The sequence below is a fragment of the Pseudomonas sp. JAI111 genome, from assembly GCF_024809425.1.
In the GTDB taxonomy this organism is placed as follows: domain Bacteria; phylum Pseudomonadota; class Gammaproteobacteria; order Pseudomonadales; family Pseudomonadaceae; genus Aquipseudomonas.
On the sequence record NZ_JANUCB010000011.1, the window covers coordinates 43,643 to 62,008 of the forward strand.

The window sequence follows — 18,366 nt, forward strand, 5'->3', positions numbered from 1 at the left end:
CCATAGGAAAGTATCTTCCCCAACAGGAAACAAATTCCCAGTTCAACACCAGGAAAGCCCACATGACGGATAGACACAGCGCCGCCCCGGACCGACTTCACAGCCTCCCGTGCTATGGCCAGCCGCTGCCTCGTGAAAGCGTTTCCCGGCACATCGTGGTCATGCAATCGGCGGCCGCCCGCGCGCCCTTTGTCGACGAGCTGGAACAGCCCCTGGTACTGAACGGCGAAAGCGCCGATTTTTCCCGCCGCCTGCATCAGGCGTTGGCTAGCGCCAGCGTCGGCAGCCATCTCTACATCATGGGCGACGAGGCCTTTATCTGGCGTATTCATGGCGAGGCCCGCAGCGCCGGACTGGAAAATGACGAGATCGACATCACCCACACGCTTGCCGGTGCGCGTCTGGTGTATTGCGTGCACTGCGGCCTGACTCAGGCCGCCGGGACAGAGGCGCTGCAGAGCTGCAACGGTTGCGATGTAAAGCTAGAAGTCCGCGAGCACTTTTCCCGGCGCCTGGGGGCATACCTCGGCGTCTGCGCCAACCCCGATCAGCCTTACGCCGGAGCCCGGTCATGAGCGCCGTCATCGAAGTGCGGGTCAGTGCGGCAAGAATGCTGACCCCAGTGGTGCGCGAGTTCACCCTGCAGTCGTGCGCCGGGCCCCTGCCGATTTTCTCTCCCGGCAGTCATGTGCAGGTCCACCTGCCGCTGGCCGGGGGCAAGGTGCGCAATGCCTATTCACTGACTGGCGACCCCGCGGACAGCCAGCATTACCGCATCGCCGTACGCTTGCAGGAAGCGTCTCGCGGTGGCTCGCACTACCTGCACCGGCAGGTCCAGGTCGGCGACACGCTGCAGATTTCGCCACCGGCCAATCTGTTCGCCCTGCACTCGACCGCCAGCCTGCACATCTTGATTGCCGGAGGCATCGGCATCACGCCGTTCATGACCTACATCGCGGCCCTGGAACAACGCCAGGCTCACTTCGAATTGCATTACCTCTGCCGTCCTGGCTTGAGCGATGCCTATGTCGAGGCGTTGCAACAGCGGCTGGGATCGCGCCTGCACACTTACGCCAGTCGCCCGGACCTGAGCCGGATCCTGCGTGATCGACCGCTGGGCAGCCACCTTTACACCTGCGGCCCGCAACCGTTGCTCGACGCGGTTCGGCAACAGGCCAAGGCACTTGGCTGGCCACCCAGTCGCGTGCACTGGGAGGCGTTCAATGCCGCACAACCGGGCCAACCCTTCGACCTGGAACTGCTGCGCAGCGGCCGGCGCCTGCGGGTCGGCCCCGATCAAAGCCTGCTCGAAGCCCTGGAGTCCGCCGGGCTGCAGATCCCCAACCTGTGCCGTGGCGGGGTCTGCGGCCAATGCATGACCCGCCACGTGGGCGGCGACATCGAACACCGCGACAGTTTCCTGAGCCCCGCCGAGCAGGCCGACTTTCTCATGCCCTGTGTCTCCCGCGGCTGCGGCCCTTCCGTTTCGCTGGATCTTTAGGAGTCGACCATGACCATGCAATCAAGTCCTGTGCAGAGCTATCGAGACGATTTCAGTTTTCGCAACAGCCCCGCCGCCATCCGTCGTTTCCCCTTCCCCTTCACCGAGGACAGCTACCTGTATTCGGTGAACATCGAACCGGCGACTTCCCGGGATCCCGGTTCGATTTACCAGCACGCGTTCGACATCGACGAACACTATCGCTCGGAAATGGCCGAACGCGCCCTGGTGCTGGACAAGGATCCGCGCCGCTACCTGGTGCTGCCGCACATGCAAGTGGCGGCCTGGGATGCGCTGCAAATGCTGATGGAGCATCTGGCCGCCGACTATCCGCAATGGTTCACCCTCGAGCGTGACGCGCCGCATTGGCATTGGCGCAACACCTTGCTCGATATCGACCAGCACTTCGTATTCGGTGATGCCGCGACCTTGCCTTGTGAACCGCTGGAGTTCATTGGCCGACAGGTGCAGGGGGATTTCGCCCTGCTCGATCAACGCGACGGCGATCTGTACATGGACGCCGGCCTGGTCACCAGCCCCGCCGACTGGTCCCTGGCCTTCGACGCCGGCATGAGTTTCAAACAGTGGCATTCGCCGGTGCCCATGGCCCACCAGATGGGCATCTTCGACCGCGCGCTGAAGTACCTGCTCAACCTGCAAGTGGGGCAACCGGTGCGGCGTCTGAACTGGACGCTGACCATCAACCCGCGCCTGGACTCCTCCCCCGAGACTTTCCATGAATGGGGCGCCGACCGCGGCCGCATCACCGCCCAGAACGTCGGGCAACAGGTTCACCTGCGGGTCGAGTTGCAAGTGATGGTCCGCCTGCCCCGTAGCAACGCGGTGATGTTCAGCATCCGAACCTACCTGATCAGCATGGATGAGCTGGTCACTCAGCCCGGCTGGGGCTGCCGCCTGCACCGTGTGCTGCGCGACCTGCCCGAGCCGATCGCCGACTACAAGGGCATGAGCCGCTACCGACAGACCCTGGTCGAGTGGCTGAGCCGCTTCGACCAGGCCTGAACCCTGACCCACTTTTACCGACAAGGATCTTCACATGGCGCATTCATGGCGTATTTCTGCACTGGCCGAACGGCACCGCGCACTCGGCTCGAACCTCGAAGACTGGAACGGCATGGGCACTGCCTGGACCTACGACAGCGATCTGGCCGATCACCATCAGGCAATCCGTACCCGGGCCGGGCTGATGGACGTGTCCGGGCTGAAAAAAGTCCACTACGTCGGCCCGCACGCCGAGAGCCTGCTGCAATGGGCAACCACCCGCGACATCGCCAAGCTCTACCCTGGCAAGTCGGTGTATGCCTCGATGCTCGACGAGGACGGCAAATTTGTCGATGACTGCATCGTCTACCGCACCGGCCCCAACGCCTTCATGGTGGTGCACGGTGCCGGCAGCGGCCACGAAATGCTGGTGCGCTCATCCCAGGGCCGGCAAGTGGCGGTGCTGTTCGATGACGACCTGCACGACTTGTCGCTGCAAGGACCGCTGGCGGTGGATTTTCTCGCCGAGCATGTCCCCGGGATCCGTCAGCTGCCTTACTTCCATCACCTGCAAACCCGCCTGTTTGACCGCCCGGTGATGATCTCTCGCACCGGTTACACCGGCGAGCGCGGCTACGAGATTTTCTGCAAGGCCGCCGATGCGCCGGCGCTGTGGGACACGATCCTCGAACAAGGCGCGTGCCTGGGCATCATCCCTTGCGCCTTCACTGCACTGGACTGGTTGCGGGTGGAAAGCTCGCTGATGTTTTTCCCCTACGACAACTCGCAGATGTACCCCTTCGCCGATCAGAAGGCGGGCGACACCCTGTGGGAAATGGGCCTGGATTTCACCGTGTCCCCGGACAAGCGCGAATTCCGTGGTGCCGAAGAGCACTTGCGCCTGCGCGGCCAGGAGCGCTTCAAGATCACCGGCGTGCTGCTCGAAGGCGTGCGTGCCGCCGAAGCCGGCGACACCCTGTGGCAAGGCAACCAGCAAGTCGGGGTGATCACCTGCGGCATGTATTCACGCCTGAGCAAACGCTCGATGGCCATCGCCCGGATGAGCGTCGCTTGCTCGGTCCCAGGCATTGCCTTGCAGGTGCGCGGCAGCCAGGAAAGCGCTGCCGTGACCCACGCCCTGCCCTTCGATGATCCGGAAAAAACCAAGCGCACGGCCAAGGGCTGAGCCTCCAACCACCTTATCCAAGGGACCTTCGATGGACACTTCCAACGAACATTACATCCTCAAGATCAATTGCCCGGCAGCGTCCGGCATCGTTGCCGCGATCACCACCTGCCTGGCCGGACAGCAGTGCTACATCAGCGAGCTGGCGCAATTCGACGACGAGTTCACCGGGCAGTTTTTCATGCGCGCGGTGTTCCGCTTCAACACCGGCGTGACCGGCGATATCGGTGCCCTTCGCGAGGGTCTGGGTGACCTGGCCGGCGGCTTCGACATGCAGTGGCAGCTGTTCTGCAGCAGTCAGCCGACCCGCGTGCTGCTGATGGTCAGCAAATTCGACCACTGCCTGACCGACCTGCTGTACCGCCACCGCAAGGGCGAGATGGACATGCACATTACCGCCGTGGTCTCAAACCACCTGGACCTGCGGGCCATGGCTGAACGCGAAGGTATTCGCTTCATCTACCTGCCGGTCAACAAGGACACCAAGGCCAGCCAGGAAGCCGAGTTGATGCGCATCGTCGAGGACACCCAGACCGACCTGGTGGTGCTCGCCCGCTACATGCAAATTCTGTCTGACGGCCTGTGCCAGCAACTGTCCGGTCGCGCCATCAATATCCATCACTCGTTCCTCCCCGGCTTCAAGGGTGCCAAGCCCTATCACCAGGCCTACGACCGTGGCGTGAAGCTGATCGGCGCCACCGCCCACTACGTCACCAGTGACCTCGATGAAGGTCCGATCATCGAGCAGGAAATCCAGCGCGTCGATCACACCTACCAGCCCGATGCGCTGGTCGCCATCGGCCGCGACACCGAGACCGTCGCACTTTCCAAAGCCCTGAAATACCACCTGGAACACCGGGTGTTCATCAACCAGGACAAGACGGTGATTTTTCGCTGAGCGCGCCCTTTTCCGATCCATCGCCACAAGACACAGCCACAAGACACAGTCACGAGAGACGACCATGACCACACGCGTAGCAATCATCGGTGCCGGCCCTTGCGGCATGGCTCAACTGCGGGCATTTCAATCAGCCAGGGACCAGGGCACGCCCATCCCGGAACTCGTCTGCTACGAAAAACAGCAGGACTGGGGCGGCATGTGGAATTACACCTGGCGCACCGGCCTGGATGAAAACGGCGAACCGGTCCACGGCAGCATGTACCGCTATTTATGGTCCAACGGCCCGAAAGAATGCCTGGAGTTCGCCGACTACAGTTTCGAGGAACATTTCGGTCGCCCCATCGGCTCGTATCCGCCAAGGGAAGTGCTGTGGGACTACATCAAGGGCCGCGTCGAAAAAGCCGGAGTTCGCGACTACATCCGTTTCAACAATGTGGTACGCCAGGTCACCTTTGACGAAGAGACTCGCCGCTTCACGGTGGTCGCCCACGACTACGGCAGCGATACCCGGACCTCGGAAGAATTCGACTATGTGATCAACGCCTGCGGGCACTTTTCAACGCCCCAGATGCCGTACTTCCCCGGATTCGAGCAGTTCGGCGGGCGCATTCTGCACGCCCATGATTTCCGCGACGCGCTGGAGTTCAAGGGCAAGGATCTGCTGATTGTCGGCAGTAGTTATTCCGCCGAAGACATCGGTTCCCAGTGCTACAAATACGGCGCCCGCAGCATCACCAGCTGCTACCGCACCGCGCCCATGGGCTATGACTGGCCCGCCAACTGGGAAGAAAAACCGCTGTTGCAGCGCTTGGAAAAAAACCGCGCGTACTTTATTGACGGCACCCACAAGCACATCGATGCGGTGATCCTCTGCACTGGCTACAAACATCACTTCCCCTTCCTGCCGGACGAACTGTGCCTCAAGACTGACAACCGACTGTGGCCGATGAACCTGTACAAAGGCATTTTCTGGCAGCCCAACCCGCAACTGATCTACCTCGGCATGCAGGACCAGTGGTACTCGTTCAACATGTTCGACGCCCAGGCCTGGTACGCCCGCGACGTGATCCTGCAACGCATCGCTCTACCCGACCCGACACAAAGGGCCGCCGATATCCAGCAATGGCATGCCCGCGAACAGCAGCTTGAAACCAACCAGCAGATGTTCGAATACCAGGGCGCCTATATCCAGCAACTGGTGGACGCCACGGACTACCCGAACTTCGATATCGCCGGGGTCAACGACACCTTCCTGCACTGGAAGCACGACAAGGCCCACAACATCATGGGTTACCGCGACAAATCCTACCGATCGCTGATGACCGGCACCCAGTCGCCGCCCCACCACACGCCCTGGCTGCATGCTCTTGACGACTCCATGGCGGCGTACCTCGCTGAACCGGCGATATCCGTCAAGTCGATCGGTTGACCCGGGAGTCCCACCATGAACGCACCTCGTGTTTCCCATCCGCGCGAGCCCGGACTCTTTGCCCGAGCCCCGGGCCTGGAGCGCTATCGGGTGGCCGGCGGCGGCCTGACCCTTGTCGCGTTGCAGCCCGGCGACAGCCTGCAAGTGATCGACCTTGAAGGCCGGCAGCCCTGCGAATTGCTGGCCATCGATACCCTCGGTCGCAGCGCCCTCGCGGCCTGGGCCCTGAGCGGTTCGACGGCCTGCGGGTTCATCGGCGCACGGCTCGCCGAACCGACCTTGCAATCGCGGCGCATTGGCCAGGCGCTGAGCCGACGTGCGATTGATCCACAGCACCTGCCCAGCGCCGCTTCACTCTGGGACGAGGACAGCCCGGCCAACTTCAGCCGCCGCTTCGTCGCCGACGGTGAGCTGCTGGTGATCGTCGCCGCACCCGCCGGGCCAACCGCCGTTGACCGGCAATACCGGCCCAGCGAGCTGCGACTGCTGGTGACACGGGCCAATCCCTCACCCCTGCTGCTCCCCGCGTTGCCCGAACCCTTGGGCGAGTTAATCGACGAGTTCACCATCGGCGCTGGCACCGCTCGCAGTTACACCGTCGGTAAAGGTCAGTACGTGCAGGTGCTGGATGTCGCCGGTCGCCAGTGCTCGGACTTCGTCGCTCTGGATCGGCGGGCACTGGATCGCGGTCTGGAACTGGACCTGGACCAGACCGTCACCCGCACCCTGAACGGCAGCGCCTACCCGGCACCGGGACTGTTCTCAAAGTTTTTCGACCGGCAGATGCAACCGATGCTGGAGGTGGTGCGTGACACCGTCGGCCGGCACGACTCCTTCGCCCTCGCCTGCGCCGCGCGCTACTACGAGAGCCATGGTTATTTCGGGCACGACAACTGCAGCGACAACCTCAGCCGAGTGCTCGCCTCCCATGGGGTCAAGGCCCGCAATGGCTGGCCGGCGATCAATTTGTTTTTCAATACCGGAATCGACGCGCACCAGCAGATGACCCTGGATGAACCCTGGTCGCGCCCCGGCGACTACGTGCTGCTGCGGGCCATGACCGAACTGGTGTGCGGCAGTACTTCGTGCCCGGATGACATCGACCCGGCCAATGGCTGGAACCCGACCGATATCCATATCCGCATCTACAGCGAAAAGGAGCGTTTTTCCATCGCCATGAGCACTCGAACCACGGCCGATGCCGACCCGATCCTCACCCGTGAGTCCGCGTTCCATTCACGCACCAGCGCCTTGACCGGCAGCTTCGTCGACTACCGCAACTGGTGGCTGCCACTGCGCTATGACGGCTATGGCGCGATCGAGGAATACCTCGGTTGCCGCGAGCGCGTGGCCGTGATGGACCTGACCGCCCTGCGCAAATTCGAAATCATCGGCCCTGACGCCGAAGCCTTGTTGCAGCACTGCCTGACCCGCGATGTGCGGCGCCTGGCGGTGGGTCAAGTGGTGTACTCGGCGATGTGTCACGAGCACGGCGGCATGCTCGACGACGGCACCCTGCTGCGCCTGGGCCCGGACAATTTCCGCTGGATCTGCGGCGAGGATTACGCCGGGGTCTGGCTGCGCGAACAGGCGCAAAAGCTCGGCATGAAAGTCTGGGTCAAATCCGCCAGCGAGCAGATCCACAACCTGGCGGTACAAGGCCCGATGAGCCGCGAGCTGCTCAAACAAATGGTCTGGACCCCGCCGACCCAACCGAGCCTGGAAACCCTGGGCTGGTTCCGGTTCCTGGTGGGTCGTCTGGACGGTTACGACGGCTGCCCATTGATGATCTCGCGCACCGGCTACACCGGCGAACTGGGCTACGAAGTCTGGTGCCAACCCGAGGATGCGGAGCGGGTCTGGGACCGGATCTGGCAACTGGGCCAACCTTTGGGCCTGGTGCCGCTGGGCCTGGAAGCGCTGGACATGCTGCGCATCGAAGCCGGGCTGATTTTTGCCGGTTACGAGTTCAGCGACCAGACCGATCCGTTCGAGGCCGGTATCGGTTTTTGTGTTCCGTTGAAAGGCAAAACCGATGACTTCATCGGCCGCGATGCCCTGCTACGGCGCAGCGCCCATCCCGCTCACAAACTGGTGGGCCTGCAACTGAGTGGCAACGAAGGCGCCCACCACGGTGACCCGGTGTACCACGGCCGAGCCCAGGTCGGGGTCATCACCAGTGCCTGCCGCTCACCACTGCTGGCCAGCAATATCGCGCTGTGCCGGGTCGACGTGGCCTGCGCCGACGTCGGCACAGCGTTGGAGATCGGCAAAGTCGATGGCCTGCAGAAGCGCATCAGCGCCACGGTCACCGCAGCGATTTTCTACGACCCGGACAAGAGCCGGGTACGCAGTTGATCGATCACACGAGCTTGAGCGCCACCCGACTTTGACTGCCCCACTACTCCTCTACTCAGACATGGGAATACGAAGATGGAAGCGACTACGTTCGAGGCCGTACCGCAGGCCGCCAGCTCGGTTGGCAGCCTGCACCGCAAGATTGATTGGCGCGGGGCTTTCTGGGTCGCCAGTGGCGTGCCCGCCCTGGTCCTGTTTTCTATCGGCGCGATTGCCGCCACGGTAGGCAAACCGGCCTGGATCGTCTGGATCGTGTCGATCCTGTTCGGCTTCATCCAGGCCTTCACCTATGCCGAAATCGCCGGGCTGTTTCCACACAAATCCGGTGGTGCGTCGGTCTACGGCGCCGTTGCCTGGGTGCGCTACAGTAAGCTGATCGCACCGGTCTCGGTCTGGTGCAACTGGCTGGCCTGGTCCCCGGTGTTGTCCATTGGCTCGGGGCTGGCAGCCGGTTACATCCTCACCGCCTTGTTCCCCGCTGATGCGTTGATCAATACCTGGCAACTGACCTTGCTGGACCTCGGCTGGGTCAAGAGCGGCCTGTCGCTGCGGATCAACGCAACGTTCGCCATCGGCCTGTTGATTTTACTGACGGTGTTCGCCGTGCAGCATGGCGGCATCTTGCGCTCGGCACGCCTGACCCTGGTGCTTGGGGTGACCTCGCTGATTCCCTTGCTGCTGGTGGGCGTGGTGCCGCTATTCACCGGTGACGCGGCCCAGGCCAATTTCCTTCCCTTGTACCCACTGGCCCATGACGCGGCAGGGCAAGTGATAGACGGGCCTTGGGACATTTCCGGGTGGTCATTGATGGCCGGCGGCCTGTTCATGGCCGCCTGGTCCACGTACGGCTTCGAAACTGCCGTCTGCTACACCCGGGAATTCAAGGACCCCAAGCGTGACACGTTCAAGGCCATTTTTTACGCCGGCCTGCTGTGCATTCTGGTGTTCACCCTGGTGCCCCTGGCGTTTCAGGGCAGCCTCGGACTCGGCCAACTGGTGACACCGGCTGTTCTCGATGCCAGCGGCACGGTGGTCACACCGGCGGTCTACAGCGGTCTGCTGTCACCCGCGATCTACAGCGGCATGGGCGTCGGCCAGGTCATGGCAGACAGCATCGGCGGCGGAAAACTGGTGGCCAACATCGTGCTGATCATGTTGGTCCTGGCCACGCTGCTGGCAATCATGACTTCGATGTCCGGCTCCTCGCGCACCCTGTATCAGGCGTCGGTGGATGGCTGGCTGCCGAAATATCTGGGGCGCACCAACGAACACGGCGCACCTACCGCAGCGATGTGGACCGACTTGTCGTTCAACCTGCTGCTGTTGCTGATGTCCGATTATGTGTTCGTGCTGGCCGCATCCAACGTCAGCTACATCATCTTCAACTTTCTTAACCTTAATGCTGGCTGGATCCATCGCCTGGACCGTCCCGACTGGATACGTCCGTACAAGGCTCCGACCGTGCTATTGGCCGCCGGTGGTGTACTGAGCTTCGTCAACCTGGCGTGCATGGGGCTGGGAGCCGATATCTGGGGCGCCGGCACGCTGGTGACCGGCCTGTTGCTGGCGCTCTTGATCCTCCCGGTGTTCTGCTTCCGGCACTACGTGCAGGACAAGGGCCGCTTCCCGGAAGCGATGATCAGCGACCTGTACATGCAGACCGATACCGGACAAAAACGCGCCGGGTGGCTGCCTTATGCCACGCTGGTCGCGGGTGTACTGGTGGTGTACGGTTGCCATCAACTGGTAGCCTAAGCGCCCTTGCCTGCAGGTCTGATGGATCATCGAGGCGCAGCAATGCCTCGATGATCACTTCGCCCCTCTATCAATCAAGACGACGGTGACTCTTTTGATCAGCACCACCCCCGCTCTTGCCCGCGTTATCGACGGCAAAGCCATCTCTGCCCAGGTTCTCGACGAAGTTCGAGAAGAGGTTCTGGTCCTGGCCGGACAGCAGATTTACCCCGCCCTGGCCGTGCTGCTCGTCGGTGAAGACCCGGCCAGCGAGGTCTACGTGCGCAACAAACTGCTGCGGGCCAAGGACGTCGGGATCCGCTCCCTTGAATACCGTCTGCCAGAAACCGCCAGCCAGGCGCAAGTGTTGGACCTGATTGCGCAACTGAATGCCGATGCCACGGTGAACGGCATCCTCGTGCAGCTGCCATTGCCGGCCCATATCGACGAAGGCGCGGTGATCCATGCCATTGATCCGATCAAGGACGTGGACGGCTTTCATCGGGAAAATGTCGGCGGCCTGGTGCAAGGCATTGAAGTCCTGACACCCTGCACACCCAGCGGCTGCATGCGCCTGCTGCACGAAACCTGCGGCGACTTGAGCGGCTTGCACGCGGTGGTCATCGGCCGCTCGAACATAGTCGGCAAACCCATGGCGACCTTATTGTTGCAGGCCCATTGCTCGGTCAGCGTGGTGCACTCGCGCAGTGTCGATGCACCGGCGTTGTGCAGGCTGGCGGACATCGTGGTCGCGGCGGTAGGTCGTCCTGAGATGATCGACGCCAGCTGGCTCAAACCCGGCGCGGTGGTGATCGATGTCGGCATCAATCGCATCGCCAGTGAGTCCGGCAACCGGCTTGTAGGCGATGTCGATTACGCCAGTGCGCGTACAGTGGCCAGCGCGATCACGCCGGTACCCGGCGGGGTCGGGCCGATGACCATTGCGTATCTGCTGAAGAACACCCTTATTGCCAGTCAATTGCAGCGTGCCGCCCAGGCGCGGGAACGACAAGCGAACAGTGTTGCCGTGACTATCTAGGCCTCCCGAAAACGGCCCACGCGCAGGTGGGCCGTGTCAGTCAACATGCCTCCCCTGACCTTTGCACGCTCGGCAACACAGAATTGTCATCAGACCGATTGATCGCTTTCTAACCGAAGGCGCATGCTAGAGGGCTCGCTTTAGTCTTATATCATTCCGAATGATAGTTACCTTTGCTTCATTCGATTCGTGAGATACACCCTCCCCCGAGCATCATCCGTCCATTCTCAATACATTGGCGGATGCATCCATGGAACATTCACTCAAACATTTGCGCTTCCCGTTGGCCTTGCTGGCCGTACTGGTGATGAGCGCCTGCGGCAAGGCCCCGGAGTCTGCCGCTACCATGCCTGCGGCGAAAGTCAGTGTCGCCAAGGTGCTGGAACAACCGATCAATGAGTGGGACGAATTCACCGGGCGCCTCGAAGCGCCTGAAACCGTAGAAATTCGTCCGCGGGTCTCGGGCCAGATTGACGAAGTGGCCTTCACTGAAGGCGCACTGGTCAAGAAAGGCGACCTGCTGTTCCAGATCGACCCGCGTCCGTTCCAGGCTGAAGTCCGCCGCCTCGAAGCCCTGGTTGCCCAGGCCCGCGCCAATGCCAACCGCAGCGACAACGAAGCCCAGCGTGGCGAACGCTTGCGTACCAGCAACGCGATCTCCGCCGAACTCGCCGACTCGCGCACCAGTGCCGCACAAGAAGCCCGCGCCGCCGTCGGCGCCCTTCAGGCGCAACTCGATCTGGCCAAACTGAACCTGAGTTTCACCCGCGTCACCGCGCCTATCAGCGGTCGCGTCAGCCGTGCGGAAATCACCGCCGGTAACCTGGTCACCGCCGACACCACCGCGCTGACCAGTGTCGTTTCCACCGACAAGGTCTACGCCTACTTCGACGCTGACGAACGTGTGTTCCTCAAATACACCCAGCTCGCTCGCCAGGGCAAACGCGGTGCAACCACTCCGGTTTACCTCGGCCTGTCCAACGAAGACGGCAACCCGCACCAGGGCGTGATGAACTTCGTCGACAACCAGGTCAATCCGAAAACCGGCACCATCCGCGGTCGCGCCGTGTTCGACAACACCGACGGCACCTACACCCCGGGCCTTTATGCCCGTCTGAAACTGGTCGGCAGCGGTACCTACTCCGCTGTGCTGATCAACGATGAAGCGGTCGGTACCGATCTCGGTAAAAAATTCGTACTGGTGATGGATGCCGACAACAAGACAGCCTATCGCGCGGTCGAGCTCGGTCCGAAGATCGAAGGCTTGCGCATCGTGCGCAGCGGCCTGAACAAGGATGACACCGTCATCGTCAAGGGTCTGCAACGGGTTCGCCCTGGCTCGCCGGTCACCCCCGAAGTGATCCCGATGGCCAGTGAACAAACCCTCGCGGCACTCGCACAACAACGACAAGCGCTGGAAGCCAGCAACCTGCCCCAAGTCGCACCTGCCAAGGTCGCGCCGGGTTCGGTTGTGAAACTGGCTGCTGCGACTCCACGCGGTTAAGGGACGACAACTCCGATGAATTTTTCCCAATTCTTCATTTCACGGCCGATCTTTGCAGCGGTGCTCTCGCTGCTGATCCTGATCGCCGGCGCCATCTCGCTGTTCCAGTTGCCGATCAGCGAATACCCGGAAGTGGTGCCACCGACTGTGGTGGTTCGTGCCAACTTCCCGGGCGCCAACCCAAAAGTCATCGGTGAAACCGTGGCAGCTCCTCTTGAGCAAGCCATTACCGGCGTCGAGAACATGCTGTACATGTCCTCGCAATCCACCGCTGACGGCAAGATCACCCTGACCATCACCTTCGCGCTGGGCACTGACCTGGATAACGCACAGGTCCAGGTGCAGAACCGCGTAACCCGTACCGAGCCCAAGCTTCCAGAAGAAGTGACGCGCATCGGTATCACTGTCGACAAGGCCTCTCCAGACCTGACGATGGTGGTGCACTTGACCTCGCCGGACAAACGCTACGACATGCTCTACCTGTCCAACTACGCCTTGCTCAACATCAAGGATGAGCTGGCACGTCTGGGCGGTGTCGGTGACGTGCAACTGTTCGGCATGGGCGATTACTCCCTGCGGGTATGGCTCGATCCGAACAAGACCGCTTCGCGCAACCTGACGGCGACCGATGTCGTTACGGCGATCCGCGAGCAGAACCGTCAAGTGGCGGCCGGTGCATTGGGCGCGCCGCCTGCGCCGAATGCCACCGCATTCCAGCTGTCGGTCAACACCCAGGGCCGTCTGGTTTCTGAAGAAGAGTTCGAGAACATCATCATTCGCTCCGGCGATAACGGTGAGATCACCCGCCTCAAAGACATCGCTCGCGTTGAACTGGGTTCCAGTCAATACGCTCTGCGCTCGTTGCTGAACAACCAGCCGGCGGTGGCGATCCCGATCTTCCAGCGTCCGGGTTCGAACGCGATCCAGATCTCCAACGAAGTTCGCGACAAGATGGCCGAACTGAAGAAGAACTTCCCGGAAGGCATGGACTTCAGCATTGTCTATGACCCGACGATCTTCGTGCGCGGTTCCATCGAGGCGGTGGTCCACACCCTCTTCGAAGCACTGATCCTCGTTGTACTGGTAGTGATCCTGTTCCTGCAAACCTGGCGCGCCTCGATCATTCCGTTGGTGGCGGTGCCGGTTTCGCTGATCGGTACGTTTGCCGTGATGCACCTGTTCGGCTTCTCGCTGAACGCGCTGTCGCTGTTCGGACTGGTATTGGCCATCGGTATCGTGGTGGACGACGCCATCGTGGTAGTAGAGAACGTCGAGAGGCACATCGAGCTGGGAGAAACGCCCGTAGAAGCCACTAAGAAAGCTATGCGAGAGGTGACCGGGCCGATCATTGCGACGGCGCTGGTGCTGTGTGCGGTATTTATCCCGGCGGCGTTCATTTCCGGACTCACCGGCCAGTTCTACAAACAGTTTGCCCTGACCATTGCCATCTCGACCGTGATCTCGGCGTTCAACTCGCTGACGCTGTCCCCTGCCCTGGCCGCCGTGCTGCTCAAGAGCCACAGTTCACCGAAAGATCGCTTTACCAAAGTGCTTGATAAACTATTGGGCGGTTGGCTGTTCCGTCCGTTCAACCGGTTCTTCGAACGCGCCAGCCATGGCTATGTCGGCACCGTAGCCCGGGTTATCCGCAGCAGCGGTATTGCACTGCTGTTGTACGCAGGCCTGATGGTGCTGACCTTCTTCGGTTTCGCCCACACCCCAACCGGTTTCGTACCCGGCCAGGACAAACAATACCTGGTGGCCTTCGCGCAACTGCCGGACGCTTCGAGCCTGGACCGTACCGAAGACGTGATCAAACGTATGTCCGACCTGGCCCTGAAACAGCCAGGTGTGGAAAGCGCCGTGGCGTTCCCGGGCCTGTCGATCAACGGCTTCACCAACAGCCCTAACGCCGGCATCGTGTTCGTGACCCTGAAACCGTTTGACGAGCGTAAAGACCCGAGCATGTCCGCCGGTGCGATTGCCGGTGCCTTGAACGGTCAGTTCGCCGGGATTCAGGAAGCCTACATGGCGATCTTCCCGCCGCCGCCCGTACAGGGTCTGGGCACCATCGGTGGTTTCCGCCTGCAGATCGAAGACAAGGGCAACCTCGGCTACGACGAGCTGTACAAAGAAACCATGAACATCATTACCAAAAGCCACAACGTGCCGGAACTGGCCGCCCTGTTCACCAGCTACACCGTGAACGTGCCGCAGGTCGATGCCGCCATCGACCGCGAGAAAGCCAAGACCCACGGCGTGGCCGTCAGCGACATCTTCGACACCCTGCAAATCTATCTGGGTTCGCTGTATGCCAACGACTTCAACCGCTTCGGTCGGACTTATCAGGTCAACGTTCAGGCTGAACAACAGTTCCGTCTCGAACCGGACCAGATCGGTCAGCTCAAGGTGCGCAACAACAAAGGCGAGATGATCCCGCTGGCGACCTTCATCAAGGTCAGCGACACCTCGGGTCCGGACCGCGTGATGCACTACAACGGCTTCATCACCGCTGAAATCAACGGTGCGGCAGCCCCGGGCTACAGCTCCGGCCAGGCTCAGGCGGCCATCGAGAAACTGCTCAAGGATGAACTTCCTAACGGCATGACCTACGAATGGACCGACCTGACCTACCAGCAGATTCTGTCCGGCAACACCGCGCTGTTCGTGTTCCCGCTCTGCGTATTGCTGGCGTTCCTGGTACTCGCGGCTCAATACGAAAGCTGGAGCCTGCCGCTGGCGGTGATCCTGATCGTACCGATGACCTTGCTGTCGGCCATCACCGGTGTGATTGCCTCGGGTGGCGACAACAACATCTTCACCCAGATCGGATTGATCGTACTCGTGGGGCTTGCGTGTAAGAACGCGATTCTGATTGTCGAGTTTGCCAAGGACAAACAGCAGGAAGGCCTTAACCCGCTGGCTGCGGTTCTGGAAGCGTGCCGTCTGCGTCTGCGTCCGATCCTGATGACCTCCTTCGCGTTCATCATGGGCGTAGTGCCTCTGGTCTTCTCCAGCGGTGCCGGTGCCGAAATGCGTCACGCCATGGGTGTGGCGGTGTTCTCCGGGATGCTCGGGGTGACCTTCTTCGGCCTGCTGCTGACGCCTGTGTTCTACGTATTGATTCGTAACTTTGTGGAGCGCGGTGAAGCGCGCAAAGCGGCCAAGGCGCTGAATCATCAAAAGCAACTGGAGGCGCAACAATGAGCCTGAAAGCCTTCCTGCCGAGCCTGCTGGTACTGGCCCTGAGTGCCTGTGCCGTCGGCCCGGACTACAAGACCCCTGCCACTGAACCGGCCAACATCACCACCGCCACCGATGGCGCTGCCGGTCAGAAGAACTTCGACCGCTCGCGCTTCGAAGGCATCTGGTGGCAGCAGTTCGAAGACCCGACGCTCAATCAGTTGGTGACTCAATCGCTGCAAGGCAACCGTGATTTGCGGGTGGCATTCGCCCGCTGGAAAGCCGCCCGGGCGATTCGTGATGACGTCAGCAATGACGCCATGCCGACCGTTACCAGCCGCGCCAGCAGCGATCTGGCCAAGGGGCAGATTCCTGGCCAGACCACCCAGCGGGTCAACAGCGAACGTTACGACCTGGGTCTGGACATGGCCTGGGAGATCGATCTGTTTGGCCGCATCCAGCGCAACCTGGAATCGGCCGACGCCGAACAGCAAGCGCTTGAAGCCGATCTGTACCAACTGCAAGTCACCATGATTGCCGAACTGGTGGATTCCTATGGTCAACTGCGCGGTGCGCAACTGCGTGAAAAGATCGCCATTGCCAACCTGAACAACCAGCAGGAGTCGCGCAAGATCACTGAAAGCCTGCGTGATGCCGGCGTCGGCGATCAACTGGACGTGGAGCGTGCCGATGCACGCCTCGCCTCGGTCGAAGCCAGCGTGCCTCAGTTACAGGCTGAACAGGTTCGGCAGAAAAACCGTATCGCCACCCTGCTGGGTGAGCGTCCGGACAAATTGACCGTCGACCTGAGTCCAAAGAGCTTGCCGGCCATCGCCAAGGCTTTGCCAATCGGTGATCCCGGCGAATTGCTGCAACGTCGTCCGGACATCCGCAGCGCCGAACGCAAACTGGCCTCCGCCACCGCCCGTATCGGCGTGGCCAAGGCCGATTTGTTCCCTCAAGTCAGCCTCAGCGGCTTCCTTGGCTTCACCGCCGGACGTGGTTCGCAAATCGGTTCCTCGGCAGCCAATGCCTGGGCACTGGGCCCAAGCATCACTTGGGCGGCATTTGACCTGGGCAGCGTGCGGGCACGTCTGCGCGCCGCCGATGCCGATGCAGAAGGCGCGCTGGCAACCTACGAGCAGCAAGTGCTGCTGGCCCTGGAAGAGTCGGAAAACGCGTTCAGCGACTATGGCAAACGCCAGCAACGCTTGATCTCGCTGATTCGTCAAAGCGAAGCGAGCCGTGCCGCCGCGGACCTGGCCGAAATTCGCTACCGCGAAGGCACCGTGGACTTCCTCGTCCTGCTGGATGCCCAGCGTGAGCGTCTGGCGGCAGAAGATACCCAGGCCCTGGCCGAAACTGATTTGTATCGCGGCATTGTCGCGATTTACAAAGCCCTTGGCGGTGGCTGGCAACCCGAGACCGTGGCCAGCAACTAATATTTTAAAGCGCTCCTTTTGGTTGGTCGCAACCAGCCAGTTTTTTAGCCTCGTGCCTCATTCGGTCGCGGGGCTTTTTTTTGTCTGTCCACCGGCCCCTGATATCACACAAGAGGGCTAGGGTTGGTCTTGAGATTTGTGGTCTTCCATGACGGTCACCGTGGCCGTGGTCCCGGCACGCAGGCGATTTTTGGCGAGATAGTCGGCGTCAATCTGAATTCTCACCGGCACCCGTTGCGCCAGTTTGACCCAGGTGTAACTGGGGTTGATGTTTGCCAGCAATCGTCCGCCGGGCAGGTTCTCCCGGTCGGCGATGGCAAAGGCAATGCTTTGGACGGTGCCGCCGAAAGTCTCGCCGCTCATCAACTCGATCCTGACGCGGTCGCCCTCCTCTATTCGCGGCAGCTTGGTTTCTTCGAAGTAGCCACTGACATAAAACGAATCGCTATCAACCAACGCCAACAACGCGCCACCGGCGGCGGCATAGTCACCCTGTCGGGTGAGCAGGTTGGTCACGTAACCGCTGACGGGGGCTTCGACCCGGGTGCGCTGCAAGTCGAGTTCAGCCTGGGTCAATGCGGCGATGGCCAGTTGCACATTAGCCTGGGCCAAACCGAGGTTGGCCTGGTTGCGCAGCAATTCAGCCTGCGCCACCGCCACATCCGTGCTGGACTTTTCCCACTCCTCGCCAGAAATCGCGGCACGATCCTTGAGTGTGCGACGCCGGTGCTCTTCGCTCTGACGCTGCCTGAGCAGCGCCTGGCTGGAAACAATGGTCGCTTCGGATTGCCCCAAAGAGGCTTTCGCCACTTCCACCGAACGCTTGGCATGTTCCACCGCCAGCCTGTAGCGCGCCGGATCGATCTCCAGCAACAGCTGGCCTTTATCGACATGCTGGTTGTCATGCACCGTCAGGCTGACGATGCGCCCCGAGACATCGGCGGACAGGGTCACAACGTCCGCTCGAACCCGTGCATCGCGAGTCCAGGGCGCGCGGGTGTAATGCTCCCAAGCGTACCCGCCGAGGACAAAGGCCAGTAGCACCACCACAACGGTCGTCAGTCGGGCGAGGATCTTCTTCAAGGCA

General features: G+C 61.5%; 13 protein-coding genes. 12 read left to right on the plus strand and 1 reads right to left on the minus strand.

All coding sequences use genetic code 11. The annotated features are described in order from the left end of the window. Window positions 1-62: 62 nt before the first annotated feature. From HNR03_RS26805 to HNR03_RS26860, 12 genes are all read left to right on the plus strand, one after another. Window positions 63-575: a dimethylamine monooxygenase subunit DmmA family protein gene (locus HNR03_RS26805; RefSeq protein ID WP_259157066.1), complete on the plus strand. Its 513-nt coding sequence runs from the start codon at window positions 63-65 to the stop codon at window positions 573-575. Further along, window positions 572-1,501 (plus strand): PDR/VanB family oxidoreductase, encoded by a 930-nt coding sequence (locus HNR03_RS26810; RefSeq protein ID WP_259157067.1) that lies wholly within the window; start codon window positions 572-574, stop codon window positions 1,499-1,501. The genes HNR03_RS26805 and HNR03_RS26810 overlap by 4 nt, the downstream gene beginning before the upstream one ends. A gap of 9 nt (window positions 1,502-1,510) precedes the next feature. Beyond that, complete coding sequence (locus HNR03_RS26815) at window positions 1,511-2,524, plus strand: DUF3445 domain-containing protein (protein ID WP_259157068.1); 1,014 nt, start codon at window positions 1,511-1,513, stop codon at window positions 2,522-2,524. A gap of 34 nt (window positions 2,525-2,558) precedes the next feature. Continuing rightward, window positions 2,559-3,689: an aminomethyltransferase family protein gene (locus HNR03_RS26820; protein WP_259157069.1), complete on the plus strand. Its 1,131-nt coding sequence runs from the start codon at window positions 2,559-2,561 to the stop codon at window positions 3,687-3,689. Window positions 3,690-3,720: 31 nt separating this feature from the next. Then, window positions 3,721-4,587, plus strand: coding sequence for a formyltetrahydrofolate deformylase (purU, locus tag HNR03_RS26825; RefSeq protein ID WP_222586932.1), 867 nt, complete (start codon window positions 3,721-3,723; stop codon window positions 4,585-4,587). Between the two features lie 64 nt (window positions 4,588-4,651). Next, window positions 4,652-6,019 (plus strand): NAD(P)-binding domain-containing protein, encoded by a 1,368-nt coding sequence (locus HNR03_RS26830; RefSeq protein WP_259157070.1) that lies wholly within the window; start codon window positions 4,652-4,654, stop codon window positions 6,017-6,019. Window positions 6,020-6,034: 15 nt separating this feature from the next. After that, window positions 6,035-8,377 carry a DUF1989 domain-containing protein gene (locus tag HNR03_RS26835; protein WP_259157071.1) on the plus strand — a complete coding sequence of 781 codons (2,343 nt, stop codon included), beginning with the start codon at window positions 6,035-6,037 and terminating at the stop codon, window positions 8,375-8,377. 75 nt (window positions 8,378-8,452) lie between these two features. Further along, complete coding sequence (locus HNR03_RS26840; RefSeq protein WP_259157072.1) at window positions 8,453-10,132, plus strand: APC family permease; 1,680 nt, start codon at window positions 8,453-8,455, stop codon at window positions 10,130-10,132. Window positions 10,133-10,226: 94 nt separating this feature from the next. Beyond that, on the plus strand, window positions 10,227-11,150 hold the full coding sequence (gene folD / locus HNR03_RS26845) for a bifunctional methylenetetrahydrofolate dehydrogenase/methenyltetrahydrofolate cyclohydrolase FolD (protein WP_259157075.1): 924 nt from the start codon (window positions 10,227-10,229) through the stop codon (window positions 11,148-11,150). 250 nt (window positions 11,151-11,400) lie between these two features. Further along, window positions 11,401-12,654, plus strand: a complete 1,254-nt coding sequence (gene mexE / locus HNR03_RS26850) for a multidrug efflux RND transporter periplasmic adaptor subunit MexE (protein WP_222586937.1) — start codon at window positions 11,401-11,403, stop codon at window positions 12,652-12,654. 15 nt (window positions 12,655-12,669) lie between these two features. Then, window positions 12,670-15,861, plus strand: coding sequence for an efflux RND transporter permease subunit (locus tag HNR03_RS26855; protein WP_222586938.1), 3,192 nt, complete (start codon window positions 12,670-12,672; stop codon window positions 15,859-15,861). After that, on the plus strand, window positions 15,858-17,279 hold the full coding sequence (locus tag HNR03_RS26860) for an efflux transporter outer membrane subunit (protein WP_222586939.1): 1,422 nt from the start codon (window positions 15,858-15,860) through the stop codon (window positions 17,277-17,279). Before HNR03_RS26855 ends, HNR03_RS26860 begins: the two co-directional genes overlap by 4 nt. Window positions 17,280-17,396: 117 nt before the next feature. Here the strand turns inward: HNR03_RS26860 and HNR03_RS26865 are convergent, their stop codons facing one another. Further along, the gene (locus HNR03_RS26865) at window positions 17,397-18,362 is read right to left on the minus strand and encodes an HlyD family secretion protein (RefSeq protein WP_259157080.1); all 966 of its coding nucleotides are present in this window, start codon (window positions 18,360-18,362) and stop codon (window positions 17,397-17,399) included. Between the last annotated feature and the right edge of the window lie 4 nt (window positions 18,363-18,366).

What these genes read in the sequence shown, in the direction of transcription:
- HNR03_RS26840 (WP_259157072.1), top strand. Translation starts at nt 8,453, where the DNA reads ATGGAAGCGACTACGTTCGAGGCCGTACCGCAGGCCGCCAGCTCGGTT.
- HNR03_RS26835 (WP_259157071.1), top strand. Translation starts at nt 6,035, where the DNA reads ATGAACGCACCTCGTGTTTCCCATCCGCGCGAGCCCGGACTCTTTGCC.
- HNR03_RS26860 (WP_222586939.1), top strand. Translation starts at nt 15,858, where the DNA reads ATGAGCCTGAAAGCCTTCCTGCCGAGCCTGCTGGTACTGGCCCTGAGT.
- HNR03_RS26805 (WP_259157066.1), top strand. Translation starts at nt 63, where the DNA reads ATGACGGATAGACACAGCGCCGCCCCGGACCGACTTCACAGCCTCCCG.
- HNR03_RS26820 (WP_259157069.1), top strand. Translation starts at nt 2,559, where the DNA reads ATGGCGCATTCATGGCGTATTTCTGCACTGGCCGAACGGCACCGCGCA.
- purU (WP_222586932.1), top strand. Translation starts at nt 3,721, where the DNA reads ATGGACACTTCCAACGAACATTACATCCTCAAGATCAATTGCCCGGCA.
- mexE (WP_222586937.1), top strand. Translation starts at nt 11,401, where the DNA reads ATGGAACATTCACTCAAACATTTGCGCTTCCCGTTGGCCTTGCTGGCC.
- HNR03_RS26815 (WP_259157068.1), top strand. Translation starts at nt 1,511, where the DNA reads ATGACCATGCAATCAAGTCCTGTGCAGAGCTATCGAGACGATTTCAGT.
- HNR03_RS26830 (WP_259157070.1), top strand. Translation starts at nt 4,652, where the DNA reads ATGACCACACGCGTAGCAATCATCGGTGCCGGCCCTTGCGGCATGGCT.
- HNR03_RS26810 (WP_259157067.1), top strand. Translation starts at nt 572, where the DNA reads ATGAGCGCCGTCATCGAAGTGCGGGTCAGTGCGGCAAGAATGCTGACC.
- HNR03_RS26855 (WP_222586938.1), top strand. Translation starts at nt 12,670, where the DNA reads ATGAATTTTTCCCAATTCTTCATTTCACGGCCGATCTTTGCAGCGGTG.